The 20,664-nt window shown below is 40.0% G+C and carries 16 protein-coding genes and 1 riboswitch; of the genes, 11 read left to right on the forward strand and 5 right to left on the reverse strand.

Features of this window, described 5'->3' with window-relative positions; translation table 11 throughout:
- Positions 1 to 150 precede the first annotated feature (150 nt).
- The 5 genes from BM179_RS01050 to BM179_RS01070 all read right to left on the reverse strand — a co-directional run bounded on the left by BM179_RS01050 (position 151) and on the right by BM179_RS01070 (position 6,919).
- Complete coding sequence (locus BM179_RS01050; RefSeq protein WP_092010817.1) at positions 151 to 3,258, reverse strand: efflux RND transporter permease subunit; 3,108 nt, start codon at positions 3,256 to 3,258, stop codon at positions 151 to 153.
- 5 nt (positions 3,259 to 3,263) lie between these two features.
- The gene (locus tag BM179_RS01055) at positions 3,264 to 4,385 is read right to left on the reverse strand and encodes an efflux RND transporter periplasmic adaptor subunit (protein ID WP_092010820.1); all 1,122 of its coding nucleotides are present in this window, start codon (positions 4,383 to 4,385) and stop codon (positions 3,264 to 3,266) included.
- A 4-nt stretch (positions 4,386 to 4,389) separates the two neighbouring features.
- Complete coding sequence (locus BM179_RS01060; RefSeq protein WP_092010824.1) at positions 4,390 to 5,676, reverse strand: TolC family protein; 1,287 nt, start codon at positions 5,674 to 5,676, stop codon at positions 4,390 to 4,392.
- A gap of 174 nt (positions 5,677 to 5,850) precedes the next feature.
- Positions 5,851 to 6,207, reverse strand: coding sequence for a hypothetical protein (locus tag BM179_RS01065; RefSeq protein WP_143095113.1), 357 nt, complete (start codon positions 6,205 to 6,207; stop codon positions 5,851 to 5,853).
- A 142-nt stretch (positions 6,208 to 6,349) separates the two neighbouring features.
- Complete coding sequence (locus tag BM179_RS01070; RefSeq protein ID WP_092010830.1) at positions 6,350 to 6,919, reverse strand: hypothetical protein; 570 nt, start codon at positions 6,917 to 6,919, stop codon at positions 6,350 to 6,352.
- Between the two features lie 245 nt (positions 6,920 to 7,164).
- Here BM179_RS01070 and BM179_RS01075 point away from each other — a divergent pair, with 245 nt between their 5' ends.
- The 11 genes from BM179_RS01075 to BM179_RS01125 all read left to right on the forward strand — a co-directional run bounded on the left by BM179_RS01075 (position 7,165) and on the right by BM179_RS01125 (position 20,643).
- Entirely contained in the window at positions 7,165 to 8,214 is a 1,050-nt protein-coding gene (locus tag BM179_RS01075; protein ID WP_092010832.1) for a DUF2278 family protein, read from the forward strand.
- A 226-nt stretch (positions 8,215 to 8,440) separates the two neighbouring features.
- Positions 8,441 to 8,536, forward strand: a riboswitch (TPP riboswitch).
- Between the two features lie 170 nt (positions 8,537 to 8,706).
- Positions 8,707 to 8,910 (forward strand): sulfur carrier protein ThiS, encoded by a 204-nt coding sequence (thiS, locus tag BM179_RS25165; protein ID WP_177219267.1) that lies wholly within the window; start codon positions 8,707 to 8,709, stop codon positions 8,908 to 8,910.
- A gap of 120 nt (positions 8,911 to 9,030) precedes the next feature.
- The gene (gene thiC / locus BM179_RS01085) at positions 9,031 to 10,890 is read left to right on the forward strand and encodes a phosphomethylpyrimidine synthase ThiC (RefSeq protein ID WP_092010838.1); all 1,860 of its coding nucleotides are present in this window, start codon (positions 9,031 to 9,033) and stop codon (positions 10,888 to 10,890) included.
- Entirely contained in the window at positions 10,891 to 11,526 is a 636-nt protein-coding gene (locus BM179_RS01090) for a thiamine phosphate synthase (protein WP_092010841.1), read from the forward strand.
- Entirely contained in the window at positions 11,523 to 12,278 is a 756-nt protein-coding gene (locus BM179_RS01095) for a hydroxymethylpyrimidine/phosphomethylpyrimidine kinase (RefSeq protein WP_092010844.1), read from the forward strand. The genes BM179_RS01090 and BM179_RS01095 overlap by 4 nt, the downstream gene beginning before the upstream one ends.
- A 47-nt stretch (positions 12,279 to 12,325) precedes the next feature.
- Positions 12,326 to 12,964, forward strand: coding sequence for a thiamine phosphate synthase (locus tag BM179_RS01100; RefSeq protein WP_092010847.1), 639 nt, complete (start codon positions 12,326 to 12,328; stop codon positions 12,962 to 12,964).
- 57 nt (positions 12,965 to 13,021) lie between these two features.
- Positions 13,022 to 13,789: a thiazole synthase gene (locus BM179_RS01105; RefSeq protein WP_092010850.1), complete on the forward strand. Its 768-nt coding sequence runs from the start codon at positions 13,022 to 13,024 to the stop codon at positions 13,787 to 13,789.
- Positions 13,790 to 13,857: 68 nt separating this feature from the next.
- A complete protein-coding gene (gene thiH, locus BM179_RS01110) occupies positions 13,858 to 14,976 on the forward strand; it encodes a 2-iminoacetate synthase ThiH (protein ID WP_092010853.1) in 1,119 nt (372 codons plus the stop codon).
- A gap of 330 nt (positions 14,977 to 15,306) precedes the next feature.
- Positions 15,307 to 15,897, forward strand: a complete 591-nt coding sequence (locus tag BM179_RS01115) for an RNA polymerase sigma factor (RefSeq protein ID WP_092010856.1) — start codon at positions 15,307 to 15,309, stop codon at positions 15,895 to 15,897.
- 124 nt (positions 15,898 to 16,021) lie between these two features.
- Complete coding sequence (locus BM179_RS01120; protein ID WP_092010859.1) at positions 16,022 to 17,131, forward strand: FecR family protein; 1,110 nt, start codon at positions 16,022 to 16,024, stop codon at positions 17,129 to 17,131.
- A 209-nt stretch (positions 17,132 to 17,340) separates the two neighbouring features.
- Positions 17,341 to 20,643 (forward strand): SusC/RagA family TonB-linked outer membrane protein, encoded by a 3,303-nt coding sequence (locus BM179_RS01125; RefSeq protein WP_092010862.1) that lies wholly within the window; start codon positions 17,341 to 17,343, stop codon positions 20,641 to 20,643.
- The last annotated feature ends 21 nt before the right edge of the window (positions 20,644 to 20,664 follow it).

The raw sequence follows: 20,664 nt of genomic DNA on the forward strand, positions 1-20,664 counted from the left end.
CATTTTTTTTGAAAAATATTATCTGAATTTTAAGGTACTTTTTGTTTTTATCACGAATTGTTCAGTCTTACGGAAAACCTTCAGATTTGAAAGAATCGCCCTCCAAATATCAGAGGGCGATTGCTGTAAAACAGACAAATAGATTACTTTTTACTTTAAGCTTTTTCTTCTTTCACGGCTGCTATAAATCCACTCATAAACTGTTGGAAGAATCAGCAGAGACAAAATCGTTGCAGTAATTAATCCTCCGATTACCACAATGGCCAGTGGTTTTTGCGTTTCAGAGCCGATTCCGGTTGATAAAGCTGCCGGAAGCAAACCCAGAGAAGCCATCAGGGCTGTCATAATTACAGGCCGTAAACGGGATTTGGCACCATCTTTAATTGCTTGCACCAACGGCATTCCTTCTTTGAGATTATGCCGGAATTTATTCACCAGAATTACGCCATCCTGAGTAGCTACACCAAAAAGGGCGATAAACCCGACCCCGGCAGAAATACTGAAATTAACTCCGGTAAATAACAGCGCCAGAATACCCCCGATTAAGGCAAAAGGCACATTCAGTAATACCAGAATGGAATCCAGTGCACTGCCAAAAGAGACGAAAAGAATGAAGAAAATCAAAAGAATACTGATCGGTACTACAATGGAAAGCTGATGTTCTGCTCTCTCCTGATTTTCAAATTCCCCGTTCCATTTTATTTCATAACCTTTTGAGAGCCTGACGTTTTTGTTCACATTTTTCTGGGCTTCTGCAATTGTGCTTCCCAGATCCCGGCCTCTTACGGAGAATTTCACGGCGATGAAACGACTATTGTTTTCCCGGTAAATAAAGGCAGGTCCGGCAATATTACCGATAGTTGAGATTTCTTTTAACGGGATTTTTCCTCCGTTTAAGGTTGGCACCAATAGATTACTGATTTGATCTATCGAAGAACGGTATGGCAGATCATAACGTAAACGCAGGTCAAATTTTCGTTCACCTTCATAAACCTGACTGACAGCTTTTCCACCTATTGCCATTTCTATGACGGCATTGGCATCTGCGGCATCAATACCATATTGAGCCATTTTATCAGGATTGAGGGTGATTCTTAATTCCGGTTGACCTAAATTTCTGAAAATACCTAAATCTTCAATCCCTTTTACACGTTTCAACTGGGCAAAAACTTCATCCGCCTTTTTATCCAGGATCGTTAAGTCCGGCCCCTGAATTTTTACAGCAATTGAGCCTTTTACCCCGGAAACAGCTTCTTCAACGTTGTCGGAAATGGGTTGAGAAAAGTTAAAATCGATGCCCCGGTATTTATTGAGTTTTACCTGCATTTCTGAAATCAGCTCATCTTTTGAAATATCTCTTTTCCACTCCTCTTTTGGAAAAAGATCCACAAAAAACTCCTGATTGAAGAAACCTGTAGCATCTGTTCCGTCGTTTGGCCGGCCGGTTTGTGAAATCACTCCGCGGACTTCAGGAAATTGCTCAAAAACCTGTCTGAATTTGCGGGTATAATGATAACTGTCTTCCAGACTTACTGATAATGGCATGGACGCACGCACATAGATAGAACCTTCATTGAGATGAGGCAAAAACTCTGATCCTACAAAGTGAAAAGAGCCAAGTGCCAGACCAAGTGCGATCAGACCTGTAGATACCGCTCGTTTAGGATGCTGCATTACATGATCCAGTAAAGGAGCATAATTCCGGTTCAGCCATTCGATAATCGGATTGTGTCTTTCCCTTACGTTTTTGTTGAGTAAGATGCTGCTGAGTACCGGTACAAGCGTGAGAGCCAGCAGTAAGGCACCCAATAAGGCAAATCCGATCGTAAAGGCCAGAGGGCTAAATAGTTTACCTTCTACTTTCTGGAAAGAGAATATCGGCAAAAGCGCTGTGATAATGATCAGTTTTGAAGTAAAAATAGATTTTCCCATCTCAACTGCCGTTGTCAGGATTCTCCCCATTTTTGCCCTTTTATTGAAGGCTTCCATTCCGTCATGTTCTGCCCAGTGTGCCAGCATCACAAACAGACCTTCTACCATTACCACTGCACCATCGATGATAATACCAAAGTCGATGGCACCGATTGACAAAAGATTGGCGGTCATTCCTTTCATTCTCATCAGAATAAAAGCAAATAACAAGGCTAACGGAATAACCATAGCAACTGTTGCTGTAGTACGCCAGTCTGCAAGGAAAATCAAAAGGATAACTGTTACCAGAAAAATACCCATTGCTACATTTTCCCCGACGGTATGAAGCGTATGGTTATTGAGTTCTGTTCTGTCGTAAAATACTTTTATTTTAACATCAGCGGGTAAAACCGTATTGTTCAGATATTCCACTTTTGCTTTAAGGGCAGGAAGTACATCTCCGGGGTTTTCCCCTTTTCTCATTAAGACGATACCTTCTACCACATCATCGTGATTGTCTCTTCCGACAATCCCCATTTGAGGTAAAGAAGATTCCCGTACCTTACCGATATTGGTCATTCTGATGGGTACACCATTGATGTTTTTAACGATAATTTTCTCAATATCAGGCACATTCTTAACAATACCGATCCCTCTGACCACAAATGCCTGCTGGCCTTCCCGCAAAATATCTCCGCCGACATTTACGTTAGCTCTTTGTAAAGCTCCGTAAACATCAAGTGCTGTTAATCCGTATTTCGTCAGAAGATTTGGGTTTACACTTACTTCAAAAGTCTTGATATGTCCGCCGAAACTTACCACATCAGCAATGCCCTGTACTGCCTTCAGGTTTTTTTCTACTACCCAATCCTCTAAGGTTTTAAGTTCCGTATTGGTTTTGGTCGGTGAAGTGAGTGTAAATCTGTAAATCTCTCCGGTTGGTCCGGCCGGAGGCTGTATTTCTGCCGAAACGCCATCGGGGAGGTCCACGTTAGCCAGTTTCTGCGAGGCTTCCATTCTGGCATTGAAGTTATCAACGCCATCTTCAAAGACAATTTTGATGAAAGAAAGCCCGAAAAGGTTAATAGAACGCAAGGCAGTTTTATGACCGATAGAGTTCATCTCGGTTTCGATCGGAACGGAAATGAACCGTTCAACTTCTTCTGCACTTCTTCCCTGCCATTGGGTAATAATGACAACCTCGGTATTGGTAACATCCGGATAGGCTTCAACCGGGGTATTATAAAAACTGATAGCCCCGGCAATCACAACAAGCAGAGTAACGAAGAAAACAACGTACTTATGTCTGAGGGAAAAGCCAATTAAGTTTTTAATAAGTTTGTTCATGGCTCTTAGTTATTTAATTCATTGAAAAGTAATAAAGCCCCCTCTGTCACAATTAAATCACCCTCTTTCAGATTCCCCCTGACAAAGCTGTATTTTGAGGTACTTCGGATTACTTCTACCGGAACTGTGGTGTATTTCCCTTTGCCATTATCCTGAATTACAAAATATTTATCCTGACTGAAAATAACCGCTTTAGGGTTTACAGCCAGCATTTTGACCGTTTTGCCATAAATTTCCTTCCCGGCTGTCATGCGGATGGTACAGAACATATCAGGTTTTAACAGATTCCCCGGATTGGGTAAAACAACTCTGGCCTGTAATACTTTGCTGTCGTTGTCTAATACCTGGCTAATGTTCTGAATAACTCCCTGGAAAATCTTTCCCGGATAGGCAAGTGTAGTAATATTAACGGACTGCCCTGTTTTAACAGCATCGATATCTGATTCATAAATATTGATCAGAACCCATACATCTGACAGGTTGGAAATGGTGAAAATAGAATTTCCGTTGTCCGAACGAATCTGCATATTCGGATTAATTGTTCTTTCAACCACATAACCGCTTACAGGAGCTTTTATCGTAAAGGATGGCTGTCCGTTTTGCGTATGACCAGACTGCCCTTCTCCGTAAAGTTTTAATACCTGAGAAGAACGATCCAGTTCTGAATTGGCAATTTCCAGTTGTTTTCTGGCATTGGTCAAATCCGTTTCACTTGAAAACTTTGTTTTATACAGAGCCTCAGTATTGTCTGCATTTCTTTTGGCAATATCATAATTGGCTTTCGCAGTATTATAATCTTTGAGAAACTGGCTGACATCCGCACTTTGAATTTTAGCAAGCGTCTGTCCTTTTTTTACGAAACTTCCCAGTTCGGCATTTACTTCGGTCACATTCCCGCTGATCATGGAATATACTTTTCCTACCTGTTTCTGGTCAAAGGAAACCTGTCCGGTAAACTGAAGTTCTTTTTCGAAGTTTCTCAGATGTACGGTATCAGTTTTAAAAGCCGAATCCATGTCTTTACTTTCCATTTCCACAGCTTTCTTCTTTCCACTGCATGAGGTTATAAGCACTGAAAAGGTAATAGATACGAACCATAATTTTGAGCTGAATTGTCTGTTTTTCATGGTATTAGAAAGTCTTTGTATTAGTTACAAAATTAATTTGCTGCTGAGTCTGAAACAGTTGATTATCAAGATCAATCATATTCAATTGAGCATCCTTATAAGCCCGGATTTTGTCAATGAAACTTATCAGATCAATGGTTCTTTTGGCGTAATTGTCAGTGGCATTTTTGGAAACCTCCTGAATCCTTTGAATATAATCAGGGGTAAATGTGCTTTTTAATGCCAGTGTATGCTGTAATTGCTGATAAGCGGAAGTGACATCCTGTTCAACCTGAAGTTTAGCCTGATTCAGGTTTTGCCCGGATTGCTCTATACCGATTTTAGCTGCCTGAATATTCCCCTGATTTCTGTTTTTCCAGGGCAGATCCATGGCCGCCTGTAAGCCCCAGAAAGAAGGATAGGCAGAGCCGAAACGCTGATAGTCCGCACCCAGCATCAATCTCGGAGTGGCAAGTGCCTTCTGATAAGTCAGATTTTGTTTATTATATAAGACGCTTTTATCTGCTACCTGTAAGTCAGGTCTGTTGGCATAAGCGGATTCGAGTAACTGATTCAGACTCGGAAGAGGAGAGACTTCCTGTTTATCTTCGATAACTCCTTCGATATACGTCTGACCGTTTTGTACCAGTAAGATCCTGAGCGTTGCCTGATCCTGACTGATCTGGTCAGAAAGATTTTTGACTGCACTTCCCAGATTTTTTTGCTCCAGTTCCAGTCTTGTTACTTCATATTCAGGAATAACACCCAGCGTCAGCTGAGCTTTGAAAGCAGTTAAAAGCGTTGAAATCTGTTTCTCTTCCAGCTGGAGCATTTTCATCTGCTTTTGCTCAGTACTCAGGTTTCCGAATGATTGAGCCAGCTGAAAGCGAAGACTTCTCATCAGATCCTGAAATGCTGCCTGCTGGAGTTCAACTCCTGTTTGAGAAAGACTCACCAATTTGGAACGACGACCTGCCAGGTTAATCATTTGCTGAAGCTGAAACATGTAAGCTCCACCGGATGGATTGTTAGGGTCTCCCGTTGCATTTGTCAATGGAAAAACACCTCCGGTATTCGGATTGTAAGCATTGAGTTCAACCTGTAAGTTCGGGTTGTCCCAGAGTTTAGCCTGTTCAACGGCGGCTTCTGCCAGATTTACATTAAATTTTTGGGCTAGCAATACAAAGTTTTTCTGTAAGAAACGTTGCTCGGCTTGTGGTAGGGTCAGACTTAGCGTGTCTTGCCCGAAACTGTTTGCACAGCAGCCAATCATCACAGAAAGACAGGCTATGCAGAATAGCTTTGATCTCATAGAGTTAGATGACTAAGTTGTTTAAAGTTTTCGTAGAAAAATGATCACCGGAAATAGCAAATAGCTTATTCACCACTTACGTTTCATTTTATACGAATATAAGAGATTTCTGAAAAAATACAATTAAAAGGATACTCCTTCGTAACTGAATTAACTGTTGTTAATCAGCAGGAGCTAAATGATCAGAGACTTATTGATAATATAAAGCCGCAATTTATCGGTGGCAGCAGAATATTTGCAAAAGTCAGACGAAGTTTCCGGAAGAAGGGTCTGATTAAATGTCAGGGGTTCTTCAAATGCTATAAGACCTGAATCAGGAAAGTTATCATTGTCATCCTGATCAGATTGATTACTGAATTTTTCCTGAATATTTTGTAATGACGCCTGATGAGGATTGAATCTGTTGATTTTTTGAACAGAGTCTTTAGAAGTGCAGGGAGCCGGAACAGACTTAAAAGACATACTTCCCACCAAAATAGTGAGCAGGCTAAAACCTATAAGTAATAAGCGATATGCTTTTCTTGATTTCACGCTGAGATTGTCTGTTTTGTATCTTTGAATGGCAAAGAGGAATTTGGTTTAATTATATAAGTGATTTTTTCTGAAAAAAATATTGTCATTCTCTTTTTACCGATAACGTTTGATTTATAAACGACTTATAATCAGTGTATTTTTAAACTTCTTCGCTGGTAAATTCCCAGACACTTTCTGTCATATCTTTTAATTCTTTAATAGCTTCTATCTGAGGAAAAGCAGCTGACAGGCTTGATAAGATTGAATTTAACAATTTCAGTAGTTTTTTAAACCATTCCAGAATTTTTTTAACAGTTTTGCTCAATTTGAACACTGCGATTTTAGTAAGCCAGACCAGATAGCTATTCAGATTATCACTTTGCTGAAAATCCGGAAGGGTTTCTGAAATCAATTCCCGGAGTTGCCCGCAGGTATAGTTTATGGCAGTCGCTTTGAGTTGCAGATTATTTCCGGAAAAACCGATCGTGCGGAAATTAAAATCTTTATAATGAACCTGATATGCACAATCATCCAGTATAGAATTCAGTTCTTCCCAGGCATTTGAAAATAAATCTCTGAATGCCGGGATTTCTCCGTTAATGTATTCCTGAAAATTGAAAGGAGCAAGGTAGAAATCATGAAAGAAGTTATTCAGATTGCTGAGAAAACCTGCAATTTGCTCTGTTTCAGAATTACCTTGCGGGAACAAAGGATAGTGAAAGTTTTCCATGAGCTGAGAGAGATTTTGTTTTAAAGGAATAAAGTTCAGGATGAAATTAAACAGAAAATAAATGAAACGGCATATTTAATTCTGAAAATTATTTTACAAAAATTTAACCTGAAAGATATTGATAAACAGTGAATTATGCAGGTGGTGCCGTTGAATAAAAAGCGTATTTACACGCTAAGAAAAATCGGAAGGAATAATTTATTTTGGGGAAGAAATAACAATTCATTTTTCAGACCTAAATAATTATGAGCCTTAAAAATTACGGAGTACTTAAGGGTATTCCCACCAATTTCAGAAACAGCTGGCAGGCTAACAATCATTATCAGATTAAGATTGATACCAAGGGTGATTTCTTCAGAATTGCAGTGAACGTCCGATCTTCAGAAACTCCTTCCGATTTATTTTACAGTATTATTGATGGATTTACGCATCCGATACTGAACATTCTTCAGGGATTAGCTTTTGGTTATAATACCCTGCCTTCGAAAGTAAACAGCGGAGCACTGGATTATATCAGAGGGAATTTGTTCGATATTTCAACGATGAAAATCATTCCGGATGAGCAGACCGGGAAAAATAATGACCTTAATGATTTGTTTGATTTTTATATCAAAAAAGCCATTGATGAAAAAGGGATAGTGTATGCTTTCGGGGAAAAATGGTCTCCTTCCAAGCCTCATGATAAATATTTTACAGATATTCCGGATCAGGGTATTCATGACATCCACATGAATCAGGGAAATCCCAGATCCGGAGGATTTTCCAATGACAACGGAGTTTGGCAGGATGGAGGAATGTTAATCAATTATCCGTCTTCTGGCAATTGGGTGGCTATTTTCCTTCGTTTTCAATCTCAGGCTATTCATACCGATGATGTGACAGGCCATCCGGTTACTGCCACTCAGCCTGTTCCGGATCCTTCGGTGCCAGGTACACCAACTCCTGCTGAACCGGATCCGGTTACTGTTTCGGAAGATTCTCTGGTAAAAATTGTTGCAGCACTGGTTAATCCGAAAGGACAGGAAGAGGGCAATGAAAAAGTATTGTTATTTAATCCGACCGAATCGGCTATTGATTTGAAAGACTGGTCTTTAGCAAATAACATGAAAAAGAAAGAAACACTAAGCGGTCTGATTCCTTCGGGAGGTACTTTGACGATCCAGCTTTCCAAAAATACACCTTTGTCGAATAAAGGCGGAATAATCTCTCTTTTAGAGGCAAAAGGATTGAAAGTAGATGGCGTTAGTTATACCAAAGAACAGGCATCAAAAGAAGGCCGCTGGATTACTTTTTAGCCTCACACAGGATTTTAGAAGATAAATAAAGGCAAAAGAGGTTGAAATTCTTCTCTCACCTCTTTGCATCAGCAACGGGAAAAATCAATGTATTTTTCCCGTTTTTTTGTCTTATCTCTGTTCTTTTTCTCCTCTTAGCTATACTTTTCTCTTTTTTCTCCAGAATCTCAGATTCAAAAAAATCAAAAAAATCCTTTTTTCTGACAAAAACACTCTGTAAGTTTGTCCCAGACTTTAGGGGTGCCTTAATATACGGGCTGAGATTATACCCTTTGAACCTGAACAACGTAATGGTTGCGAAGGAAAAAGCGTGCAAAATACCTGGTTGAAAACTGATATGAGTCAATGTTTCTTCCGATATACGTCCAGTTGGCGTGTAGTTTTGCATATACTTTTCGATTCATGTACATTTTTGTACAAAACTGCAACCCATCAGGTTTTGAGATTCTCCTAAGGTTTATAGTCTTTTTGTCAATTAACCGAACGTTTATCATGACTATTTTTGTCAATAACCAGCCAGTGGAATTAACCGGGAAATTAACCATTCCGCAACTCCTCCGTGATCAGCAAGTGGCTCATCTGAAAGGCCTTGCCATCGCCATCAACGATTTTGTAATCACCAAATCAGACTGGGAACAGGTTGTTTTTCAGGAAAATGATCAGGTGACTATAATCAGAGCCTCTCAGGGAGGTTGATTCAGGACAGAAGGAGGGAAATTTCTTTCTCTCTTTTCCTGCATACAGCAAATCTAAAATATTCTTAAATATCCAGCCGGAGGTTTGATGCCTGCGGCGATTCGCTAAACAATTTCACAAATGAAAAAACAACCCGATCACGCACCTGAAACAGGTGTAATTAGCCGCAAGCCTTTTCCAAATTCCAGCAAAATTTATGTAAAAGGGCAATTGCATGATATAGAGGTAGCAATGCGTGAGATTTCATTGGAAACTACCCAGGTGAATGGTAAAGTAGTAGAGCAGAATCCTTCAGTAACTGTTTATGATACCAGCGGAGCTTATACCGATCCGAATATTGAGATAGATGTAAAAAAAGGCTTACCACGCTTAAGAGAAAGCTGGATTCTGGATCGTGGAGATGTGGAGAGATTACCGGAAATTTCATCAGATTATGGCAAAGAACGATTGGCCAATAATACATTGGATGCACTTCGCTTTGAACACCTGGCAAAACCAATGAAAGCTGTTCCGGGCAGAAATGTTACACAATTGCACTATGCCAAAAAAGGCATAATTACCCCTGAAATGGAATATATTGCCATTCGGGAAAATCAGAAAATCGAATCACTAAAGTCGGCAGGACATCAGCATAAAGGACATAGTTTTGGTGCAAATACGCCAACGGGAGCTATTACTGCCGAATTTGTCAGAGAAGAAATCGCCAGCGGAAGAGCAATTATTCCTTCAAATATCAATCACCCCGAAAGTGAGCCGATGATTATAGGCCGTAACTTTCTGGTAAAAATCAATGCCAATATCGGTAACTCTGCTGTAAGCTCAAGTATTGAGGAAGAAGTTGAGAAAGCAGTTTGGGCCTGCCGCTGGGGAGCAGATACCATAATGGATTTATCAACCGGAAAAAATATCCATGAAACCCGTGAATGGATTATTCGTAATGCTCCTGTACCGATTGGAACTGTACCGATTTACCAGGCCCTGGAGAAAGTGGGAGGAAAAGCGGAAGCATTGACCTGGGAGATTTTTAAAGATACATTAATTGAACAGGCAGAACAGGGAGTTGATTATTTCACCATTCATGCAGGGGTATTATTGCGTTATGTTCCTTTAACAGCCAAACGTGTAACCGGAATTGTCTCAAGAGGTGGAAGTATCATGGCAAAATGGTGTCTGGCTCATCATAAAGAAAATTTCCTTTACACACATTTTGAAGAAATCTGTGAAATAATGAAAGCCTATGATGTAGCTTTTTCTTTAGGAGACGGTTTACGCCCGGGAAGTATTGCGGATGCCAATGATGCTGCACAATTTGCCGAACTGGAAACCCTGGGAGAATTGACGAAAATAGCCTGGAAGCATGATGTACAGGTAATGATTGAGGGGCCAGGCCACGTACCGATGCACCTGATTAAGGAGAACATGGACAAGCAGCTGAAAGAATGTCATGAAGCACCTTTTTACACGCTTGGGCCATTGACCACAGATATAGCACCTGGTTATGACCATATTACCTCCGGGATCGGGGCGGCTATGATTGGCTGGTTTGGTTGCGCCATGTTGTGTTATGTAACGCCGAAAGAGCATCTGGGTTTGCCTAATAAAAAAGACGTTAAAGATGGTGTGATTACCTATAAAATTGCGGCACATGCGGCAGACCTTGCCAAAGGGCATGTGGGTGCACAGGTAAGAGATAATGCGCTGAGTAAAGCCCGCTTCGAATTCCGTTGGGAAGACCAGTTTAACCTTTCACTTGATCCGGATACAGCCCGTGAATTTCATGATGAAACGCTTCCGGCAGAGGGTGCTAAAATCGCCCATTTCTGTTCTATGTGCGGCCCTAATTTCTGTTCAATGAAGATCACACAGGAAGTGCGGGAATATGCTGAAAATCAGGGGGTAGATGAGAAGGAGGCTTTATTGCGAGGCATGGAAGAAAGATCTAAAAAGTTCATGGAAGAGGGCGCAGAAGTTTATCTTTAAATGATGATGAAACTGATTGTAATTTCAAATCCGACATCCTTGGTAAATGAAAAAGACCTGATTCAGCAACTGTTTGAGTCAGGTCTGGAAACATTTCATCTGCGGAAACCGGAAATGAGTTCTGATGAATTTGAGCATTTTCTGAAGGAAATTAAACCCCAATTCCTTCGGAGAATTGTCATTCATGCTCACCATCAGCTGATTAATCGGTATAATCTGAAAGGAATTCATCTAACCGGAAGGTTACTGGAAGAAATGGATAAGCTGGAGTTGAAACAACTGGTTAAGAAAATACGAACCAGGGGGCTGACTGTCAGCGCTTCTCTTCACTCTCTTGAAGAAATTACTGCTTTGCCGGTTTCATTGGATTATGTTTTTCTGAGCCCTGTTTATCATAGTATTTCCAAAGCCGGTTATCCTGCCGGATTTGAATTACCGGATTTAAAAAGATTTTTTCAGAAAACAGAGATAAAGACTCCGGTGATCGCATTGGGTGGTGTCAGCGCAGAGAAAATTATGGAATTACGGGAAATTGGTTTTAGCGGAACGGCTTTGTTAGGAAGTATCTGGCAGGCGGAAAACCCCCTTATAAACTGGCAGAAAAGCCTTGAAAATACTCAAAATTCAGCAGTATGACAGATCGCCCTTTTGTGTTGAGTATTGCAGGATTTGACCCTTCCGGCGGAGCCGGGATACTGGCAGATATTAAAACATTTGAAGCCAGCAGGGTTTACGGTTTAGGAGTGTGCACGGCTTTGACTTTTCAGAATGATTACCAGTTTGAAGGGTTGAAATGGGTCAGTAAAGAAGATATTTTTCGCCAGCTGGAAATACTTTTCAGAACTTATACCATTGATTTCGTGAAAATTGGCCTGGTTGAAAACCTTGAAATACTTGATGGAATTGTCAACGAATTACTGCGTTTTAACCCTGCCGTAAAGATTATTTTTGATCCGATTCTGAAAGCAAGTGCAGGTTTTGATTTTCACAGGGAGCTTAATCTGATTGTACTGAAGAACCTCCTGCAAAAGATGTTTCTGATTACGCCAAACTTACCGGAACTTGACAAACTTGTGCCGCATAAATCAGGGATGGACCAGAAAGCACTGACACTTGGGAAGAGTATCGGAGTTTACCTCAAAGGCGGACATGCTGAAAATGACTTTAGCAATGATTTATTATACTGGCAGGAGCAGCAACAGGTTTTTGAAGGACTCCGGATTGCAAACGGGGAAAAGCATGGTTCCGGATGTGTGTTATCCTCTGCTATTACAGCGAATCTTGCTTTAGGTTTTAACATTTATGATTCATGTCTGAAAGCCAAGCAATATGTTACACATTTTCTGGCCTCAACGCCTGATTTGTTAGGATATCATATTCAGGATTAATTATCGGAGCATGTTTTTCCGATTTAAAATCAATATTAATTACCATCATGGAAATAGCCAGATTACATTATATCACACAGGATTTACCTGATATCAGCCATTGGGAACAAGCCGGAAGAGCTTGCAGGGGAGGAGCAGACTGGGTGCAATTAAGGGTAAAAAACAAATCTTACGAAGATTGGAAAGCCATTGCGCTGAAGACTCAGGAAGTCTGTAAACAATTTCAGACCAGATTGATCCTCAACGACAATGCGGCCCTTGCAAAGGAAATAGAAGCTGATGGCGTGCATTTGGGGAAGACTGATTTATCACCAGTTGAAGCCAGAAAGCTGTTAGGAGACACTTTTATTATCGGAGGTACAGCAAATACCCTTGATGATATCCGGACTTTACATGAAGCAAAAGTCAATTACATTGGTTGCGGACCTTATCGTTTTACAAAAACCAAAGAAAACCTGAGTCCGATTATCGGACTTGAGGGCTACCGGATTTTAATGAAACAATGTCAGGCAGAAGGCTTAAAACTGCCTGTAGTGGGTATCGGAGGTGTTTTATTGGCAGATGTTCCCTTACTGCTTCAAGCAGGATTATATGGCGTGGCGGTTTCTTCTGTGATTAACCTGGCTGAAAATCCTTCATGGGTAACATCAGGTTTTTTGGAAGAATTATCGTTGGTTCGTCCATAATCCAATCGGATTTATTGCGTTTGAAATCGCTTGTTTTCAACCTGAATTTTCAAAAAGATGTCATTAAAAATAGCAGATAAAACATTCAATTCCAGACTTTTCACAGGAACAGGTAAATTCAGTTCTGCCAGTCTGATGGAAGAAAGTTTGCTGGTTTCCGGCTCGGAATTGGTAACAGTTGCCTTGAAAAGAGTAGATTTGAAGGGTCAGGATGATGATATTCTCTCTCATCTTTTGCATCCGCAATTCAACCTTTTACCAAATACTTCCGGTGTCAGAACAGCCAGAGAAGCAGTCTTTGCCGCTCAGCTTGCCCGTGAAGCATTGGAAACCAATTGGTTAAAACTTGAAATTCATCCGGATCCGAAATACCTGTTACCAGATCCGATTGAGAGTCTGAAAGCCGCAGAAGAATTAGCCAAACTAGGTTTTATCGTTTTGCCTTATATTCATGCAGATCCGGTTTTGTGTAAAAGACTGGAAGATGCAGGAGTAGCCGCAGTAATGCCCTTGGGCTCTCCGATTGGTAGTAATAAAGGCCTTAAAACAATTGATTTTCTGGAGATTATCATCGAACAAAGTAAAGTTCCTGTGGTGATTGACGCTGGTATTGGCGCTCCTTCAGATGCTGCGAAAGCGATGGAAATCGGGGCAGATGCCGTGTTGGTGAATACAGCAATCGCTGTTTCTCAAAATCCAGTAGCGATGGCTATGGCTTTCAAAATGGCAGTAGAAGCCGGAAGAATGGCATTTGAGGCAAAACTGGCACAACCAAGCCGACAGGCGGTAGCAAGCAGTCCGCTTACGGAGTTCCTGAATAACTGAGCATTTGATTCCAGATTTTAATTTGATAAATAAAATGTTGGCTGAAATAAAGCCTAAAGCATTTTTCTATGAATACCGACTTTCAATCCGTTTTTGAAAAATATTCCTGGCAGGAAATAAAAGAAAGCATTCTGGCTAAAACTTCAGCAGACGTGCAATCGGCATTGCGTTCAGATGGCAGACGTAATCTGGAAGATTTCAAAGCGCTGATTTCTCCGGCTGCCATGCCTTTTTTGGAGGAAATGGCACAATTAAGTCATAAATTAACTCAAAAACGTTTCGGGAAAACCATTCAGATGTATGTGCCTTTGTATCTTTCGAATGAATGCCAGAATATCTGTACGTATTGCGGATTTAGTTTTGACAATAAAATAAAACGCAAAACACTCAATGATGAAGAGATTTTGCAGGAGGTAAGGTTCATAAAATCAATGGGTTATGATCATGTTCTGCTCGTGACCGGAGAAGCGAATCAAACTGTGGGAGTTCCATATTTAAAAAGGGTAATGCAGTTGATCCGGCCATATTTTTCTCTGATTTCAATGGAGGTACAACCTCTGGATGAAACTGATTATGAGGAGCTTATCGAAGAAGGGCTGAATACTGTGTTGGTCTATCAGGAAACTTATCATCAGGAAGATTACCGCCTCCATCATCCTAAAGGAAAAAAGGCTAATTTTGAGTATCGTCTGCTGACGCCTGACCGCCTGGGAAAAGCTGGGATCCATAAAATGGGTTTAGGCGTATTAATCGGTTTGGAGGATTGGCGGACAGATTGTTTTCTGACAGCTTTACATCTTGACTACCTTGAAAAAACATACTGGCAGACAAAATATTCTATCTCTTTTCCCAGATTACGTCCTTTTTCCGGTGGACTAGATCCCAAAGTTGAAATGTCTGACCGTGAATTGGTTCAGTTGATTTGCGCATTCAGAATTTTCAATGAGGAAGTAGAGCTTTCTTTGTCCACCCGTGAAAATCCGGTTTTCAGAGATCATGTGATAAAACTTGGTATTACTTCAATCAGTGCAGGCTCTAAAACCAATCCGGGAGGATATGTAGTAGAACCGGAATCACTTGAACAATTTGAGATCAGTGACGAAAGGAGCCCGAAAGAAATTGCGGAAATGATTGAAAGACAAGGTTATCAGCCTGTCTGGAAAGATTGGGAAAGTTGTTTTGTGTAAGATTTCCGGTCAGGAAATAAGGATATAGAAAGGGTTTACACAGAAATCGGTCTTCAGATTTCTGTGTAAACCCTTTGAAGTTTTTTCAGGTTACAACTTTGAGGAGTGAGGCCCGGTTGGTGGTCAGGAAGAACATTAATAAAATGATAATGGTAAAATATTGATTGTTTTTTTTGACGGCTTGTCATAATAATCTACATATTTGTAAAATTTATATTCGAAAAATATAATAAACTCTTGATTAGGTGTAAAATTAAATGCTACAAGTGGGGTCCAGACCATGATTTATTAAATTTTCCATGAAATTATTGAGCCAAGAACCCTTTGAAAATGAAAATATCACTTGACAATTTAGATCAGCAAGTTACGGATTCTGAAATTTGGTGTCAGTTTAAAAGCGGTGATGAAAAGGCATTGAGTGAATTAATGAGCCGGTATTTTCGCTCTCTGCTTCATTATGGTACGAAGTTTACCAGGAAACACTCTTTAATTGAAGACGTAATACAGGATCTCTTTCTTGAACTTTTGGAGAGACGAAATTTTATTGGAAATCCTCCATCCGTTAAAAACTACCTTTTTAAAGCCCTGAGAAATAACCTGATCCGTGCGATAAACGACGATTCCTTGTCGTTCAGCCTGATCGAAAAAGATGATTTGCTGGTTGAAATTGATAATATCGAAGAGATACTCGTAAAGGCAGATGAGTCAGAAGAGCTTCATTCTAAAATTAATCATTTTTTTACCCTGTTGTCGAAACGCCAGAAAGAAGCCTTATTTCTCAAATACTATGAAAACCTGAGCAATGATGAAATTGCACAGATTATGGGCATAAATAAACAGTCTGTATCAAATCTCCTTCAACAGAGTATCACCATACTCCGTAATAACTGGGTGTTATTATTAATTATTTCTCTTCTTTAATTTTCAGATTATCAGTCACTTATGGTTTGTTTGAAAAAATAATCGAAAAAATATGATTTGAAATGAGTATAAATGACACAATTTGTTCTAATCGTAGCAAAAGAGGATAAATCGCAAATTTTCTATGAATAATTATGAAAATTTCAAAGCCATAGATTTTATAAATGACCCGTCATTCAGAGATTGGGTTTATGATAAAGAATTGGTTTCAGAAACACAGTGGACTTCCTGGCTGGAATACCATCCTGAGAAAAAGGAGGAAGTAGAAATTGCGAAATTATACCTGCTCAGAATAGCAGATGATTTACCGCAGGTTTCAGATGATTACGTTCGGGTGAAAGCAGATGATTTATTAAGAAAGTACCATACCCGGGAAAGTCTTCAGGAAAAGATCAGACCTGCGAATCATTTCTTCAGACGTTTTGCCATGGCAGCCTCCGTACTGCTGGTATTAGGTATTGGATTGACTTATTACATTAAGCATAAAAGTGCCGGAAATAAGGAAAAAAGCTTTATCGCCACAGAGCTGACGGAGAAAGATCAGATTGAAAAATTAAACAATACCGCTAGTCCTCAGGTTGTTACACTGGCTGATGGAAGTAAGGTGACATTAGAGCCTAACAGCTCCATTATTTATCCGATGACATTTGATGACGAGATCAGAAATGTGCAGTTAAAAGGTCAGGCGTTTTTTGAAGTCGTCAGAAATCCTGACAAGCCTTTTGTGGTACATTTTAATAACCTGATTGTAAAGGTGCTGGGTACAAGTTTTACCATCAGGTCATTTGACGAAGAGAAGAAAATGAGTGTCATTGTAAAAACAGGAAAAGTTTCTGTTTTTACAAAAGACGACTGGCAGAAAGTCAGACAAGACATAAATCCTTCTGTAAGAGGGATTATTCTGACAGCTAATCAGGAGATTTCGTATGAAAAAGAAGCCGCACAATACGAAAAGAAACTGGTAAATGACCCGATTATCATTGACCACGTGACAAAGGAAAACGATTTTATTTTTGAAGAATCTCCTTTGACAGAGGTTTTCAATAAGTTGGAAAAAGCTTACGGGATAAAGATTGTCGTGGATGAAAATCAGGTAAAAAATTGTACGCTTACGGCATCCCTGGCTGACGAGCCATTGATTGAGAAGCTCAACCTGATTTGTAAAGCCACCAATGCGCGCTATGAAATAATTGACGGTCAGATTGTCATGAATGTAAGAAGTTGTAAAAAGTAGAAATCATTATCCCATAATTTTAAATCTTAAACTATGAAAACATAATTTTACCTGATCTTCCACAAAAAAACCGATAGTGTTTGCACCACCATCGGCTTAAGTTTATTTCCCCGGTTTATTGACTTATCAATGAAGGTTTTTTTGCACAAAACCTTCGGGGGAATGTTTTGTCCAGTAGTTTCCAAAACCGAATCAAAACAGTCAAAAGTATGAAAATGAACCAAGATTCCCAACGATTACTATTAATTATTATGAAGGTGACGTTGATTCAATTTTGTATGGTTGTGCTTTTTACCAGCTTAGTAATGGGTAGAGATGCTCATGCTCAGGAGGTTCTCAATCAGCAAATAACCCTTAAGGCAGAGAATAGTGACATCAAATCAATTTTGTCTTTGGTCGAACGACAGGTTGATGTCAAATTTATGTACAGTGCAGAGGTAATTCAGTCAAAACGCAAGGTTTCAATTTCAGCGAAAAACGAACGCCTTTCTGAATTACTGATGAAATTATTAACCCCTCTGAAAATCTCATTTGAAGTAAACAAGAAAAGAATATTATTGACCAGCAGTGAGATACCCAGTGTCGAAGCACTCGAATCAAGGTCCCTCGCCGAAACAGAATCCGCGCTTATTACGGTTTCAGGAACGGTTATCAATAACAAAGGAGAAGGTATCCCGGGAGTTACCATCCGTGAAAAAGACACGAACACCGGCGCAGTAACTGACGTAAACGGCAAATTCACCATTTCTGTAAGAAATGAGCAATCTGTTCTTATTTTTACCTCAATCGGGTATAAACCTTCTGAAATTCAGGTTTCAAAACAGAAAATTATTAACCTGACCCTGAGCGATGATAATACACAGCTTAATGAAATTGTGGTAATCGGTTATGGAACACAAAAGAAAAGTGAACTCACCAGTGCGGTTGCTACAGTGAAGTCTGAAAATTTCATAAAAGGCGCCGTAACTGATGCAGGACAATTATTGCAGGGAAAAGTAGCAGGTTTAACGATCGGTTCACCAAGCGGCGATCCGACTTCAACCTCTCAGATCGTACTTCGCGGGATCAGCTCAATCAATTCCAGCACCGATCCCCTGGTGTTAATCGATGGTATTCCGGGTGGTTTGAATACAGTGGCACCTGAAGACATTGAGTCGATCGATGTTTTGAAAGATGGTTCTGCAGCAGCTATTTACGGAACCAGAGGAACCAACGGGGTAATTCTGATTACTACCCGCAGAGCCAATGGCAATATTGAACCTTCGATAGAATACAACGGATATGTAAGTACCCAGACAATTGCCAGAAAACCGGAAATGTTCAGCGCCTCAGATTACCGGAATCTTATTAAACAAGGAGTACCGTTTGAAGACCTGGGAAGTGATACCGACTGGTTGAAAGCAACGACACGCACCCCGTTGATTCATGTTCATAACCTGACACTGAGAGGTGGTAACAGCAGGACAAATTATCTTGCAAATGTTAATTATCGCTCTTTTGAAGGGATTTTTCAGAAATCAGATAATCGTACACTGACCGGACGACTGGATGTGAATCACAATATGTTTGATGGAAAACTGAAATTAAACATCAATTTTATCAATACAAATAATGCTTATACTACTACAGGAGACGGTGTTAGTTTTAACGGGGGTGCTTATCGTCAGGCCCTGATACGGAACCCTACTTCTCCGATTAAAAACCCTGACGGAAGCTGGTTTGAACAACCCGGGATTTATGTATATGAGAATCCGCTGGCACGTTTGTATGAATCTGACGGAGAAAATACTTCTCAGAATACCCGTCTTGCCGGAAGTCTTTCTTTCTTACCGGTTAACGGACTTGAAATGAAGGCTTTGTTCTCACAAAACCGATTCAACCAGATAAGAGGATATTCAGAAACTAAAAACCATATTTCTACCATCAGAGATACCAAAAACGGGTATGCTTCCAGAGGAACTACCCAGAACACTGACGGGCTGATAGAATTAACGGCTGAATACCGCAAAACAATGGATGACCATAAGTTCTCCGCCTTGGCTGGTTACAGTTATCAGGATTTTCTGAGCGAAGATTACTGGATGCAAAACTGGGATTTTCCTACAGATAAATTCACTTATAATAACATCGGAACCGGGAATGCTTTGAAAAAAGGCTTAGCCCCGATTTACAGCAATAAGCTGGCTTCTAACCTGATCGGATTTTTCGGAAGGGTTACTTATAGTTATGCAGATAAGTACATTTTATTAGCCAGTTTAAGACATGAGGCTTCTTCAAAACTTTTGGGAGCTATTGAGCCATGGGGTAATTTCCCCGCAGTTTCAGTAGGCTGGAAGATTAACAAAGAGTCATTCCTGAGCAATGCAAAAGGAATAGACGAATTGAAACTTCGTGCAGGTTATGGGGTAACAGGTACTGTTCCCGGAGCTTCTTTTCTGGGAGTAAGCCGATTAGGTTATTCAGGAAACTTTCTGGTAAACGGTCAATGGGTACAGAATCTGGCCCCGATTAATAACCCTAACCCGTATCTGCGCTGGGAAGAAAAACACGAGACCAACGTCGGAGTTGATTTTTCTTTTCTTAAATCAAGGGTTTCCGGTTCTTTGGACTTCTATAACCGCCGGACAAATGGCCTGATTTATGATTATCCGGTGCCAACTCCTCCCAATTTATATCCCTTTACCACTGCCAATGTCGGGGTAATGGAAAATAAAGGAATTGAAGTAATGGTGAATGTAGCAGTTGTGAGAAGCAAGGATTTTGACTGGAACGCCAGTTTTAATTATTCAACCAATGCCAATAAACTGGTATCCCTGTCAAACGATCAGTATAAAACAACCAATGACTTTTTTACGACTGGATATACCGGAGAACCCATTCAGACTTATACACACAGAGTGCAGGTTGGAGAAAAAATCGGTAACTTCTATGGTTATAAAGTAGTGGATGTTACAGATGACGGAAAGTGGATTTATGAAACAAAAACCGGAGAGCGCTCAACGGATAAAGGCGGAGAAGAGAATAAGAAAATTTTGGGCAATGGTTTGCCTGCTTTCTATGCGGGCTGGAATAATAATTTCCGTTACAAAAACTTCGATTTAAGCATCACTATGAGAGGTGCTTTTGATTATCAGATTCTTAATTTCCAGAGAATGTATTATGAAAATCCTGGAATTACCCAGTATAATCAATTGAAAACAGCACAGGATAAAGTTTTTGGCAAAGCAGTTCTCAATAAAAACACTCCGCTTGAATACAACAGTTACTATATTGAAAATGGAGATTTCTGGAAAATTGACAATATTACACTCGGCTATAATTTTACTCATCCGATTTTTAAAGTTATCAAAAGAGCAAGATTATATGTTGCCGTACTGAATAGTTTAACGATAACAGGATACAAAGGAATTGATCCGGAAGTGAACCGTGGTGGTTTGTCACCGGGCAATGATGACCGTGATAAATATCCTACTGTCCGCACTTTTACATTCGGGATGAATTTGAATTTTTAAGTTTTTTAACTTGGCAATTTT

Origin of the sequence: Pseudarcicella hirudinis (assembly GCF_900115665.1) — a bacterium.
GTDB lineage: Bacteria > Bacteroidota > Bacteroidia > Cytophagales > Spirosomataceae > Pseudarcicella > Pseudarcicella hirudinis.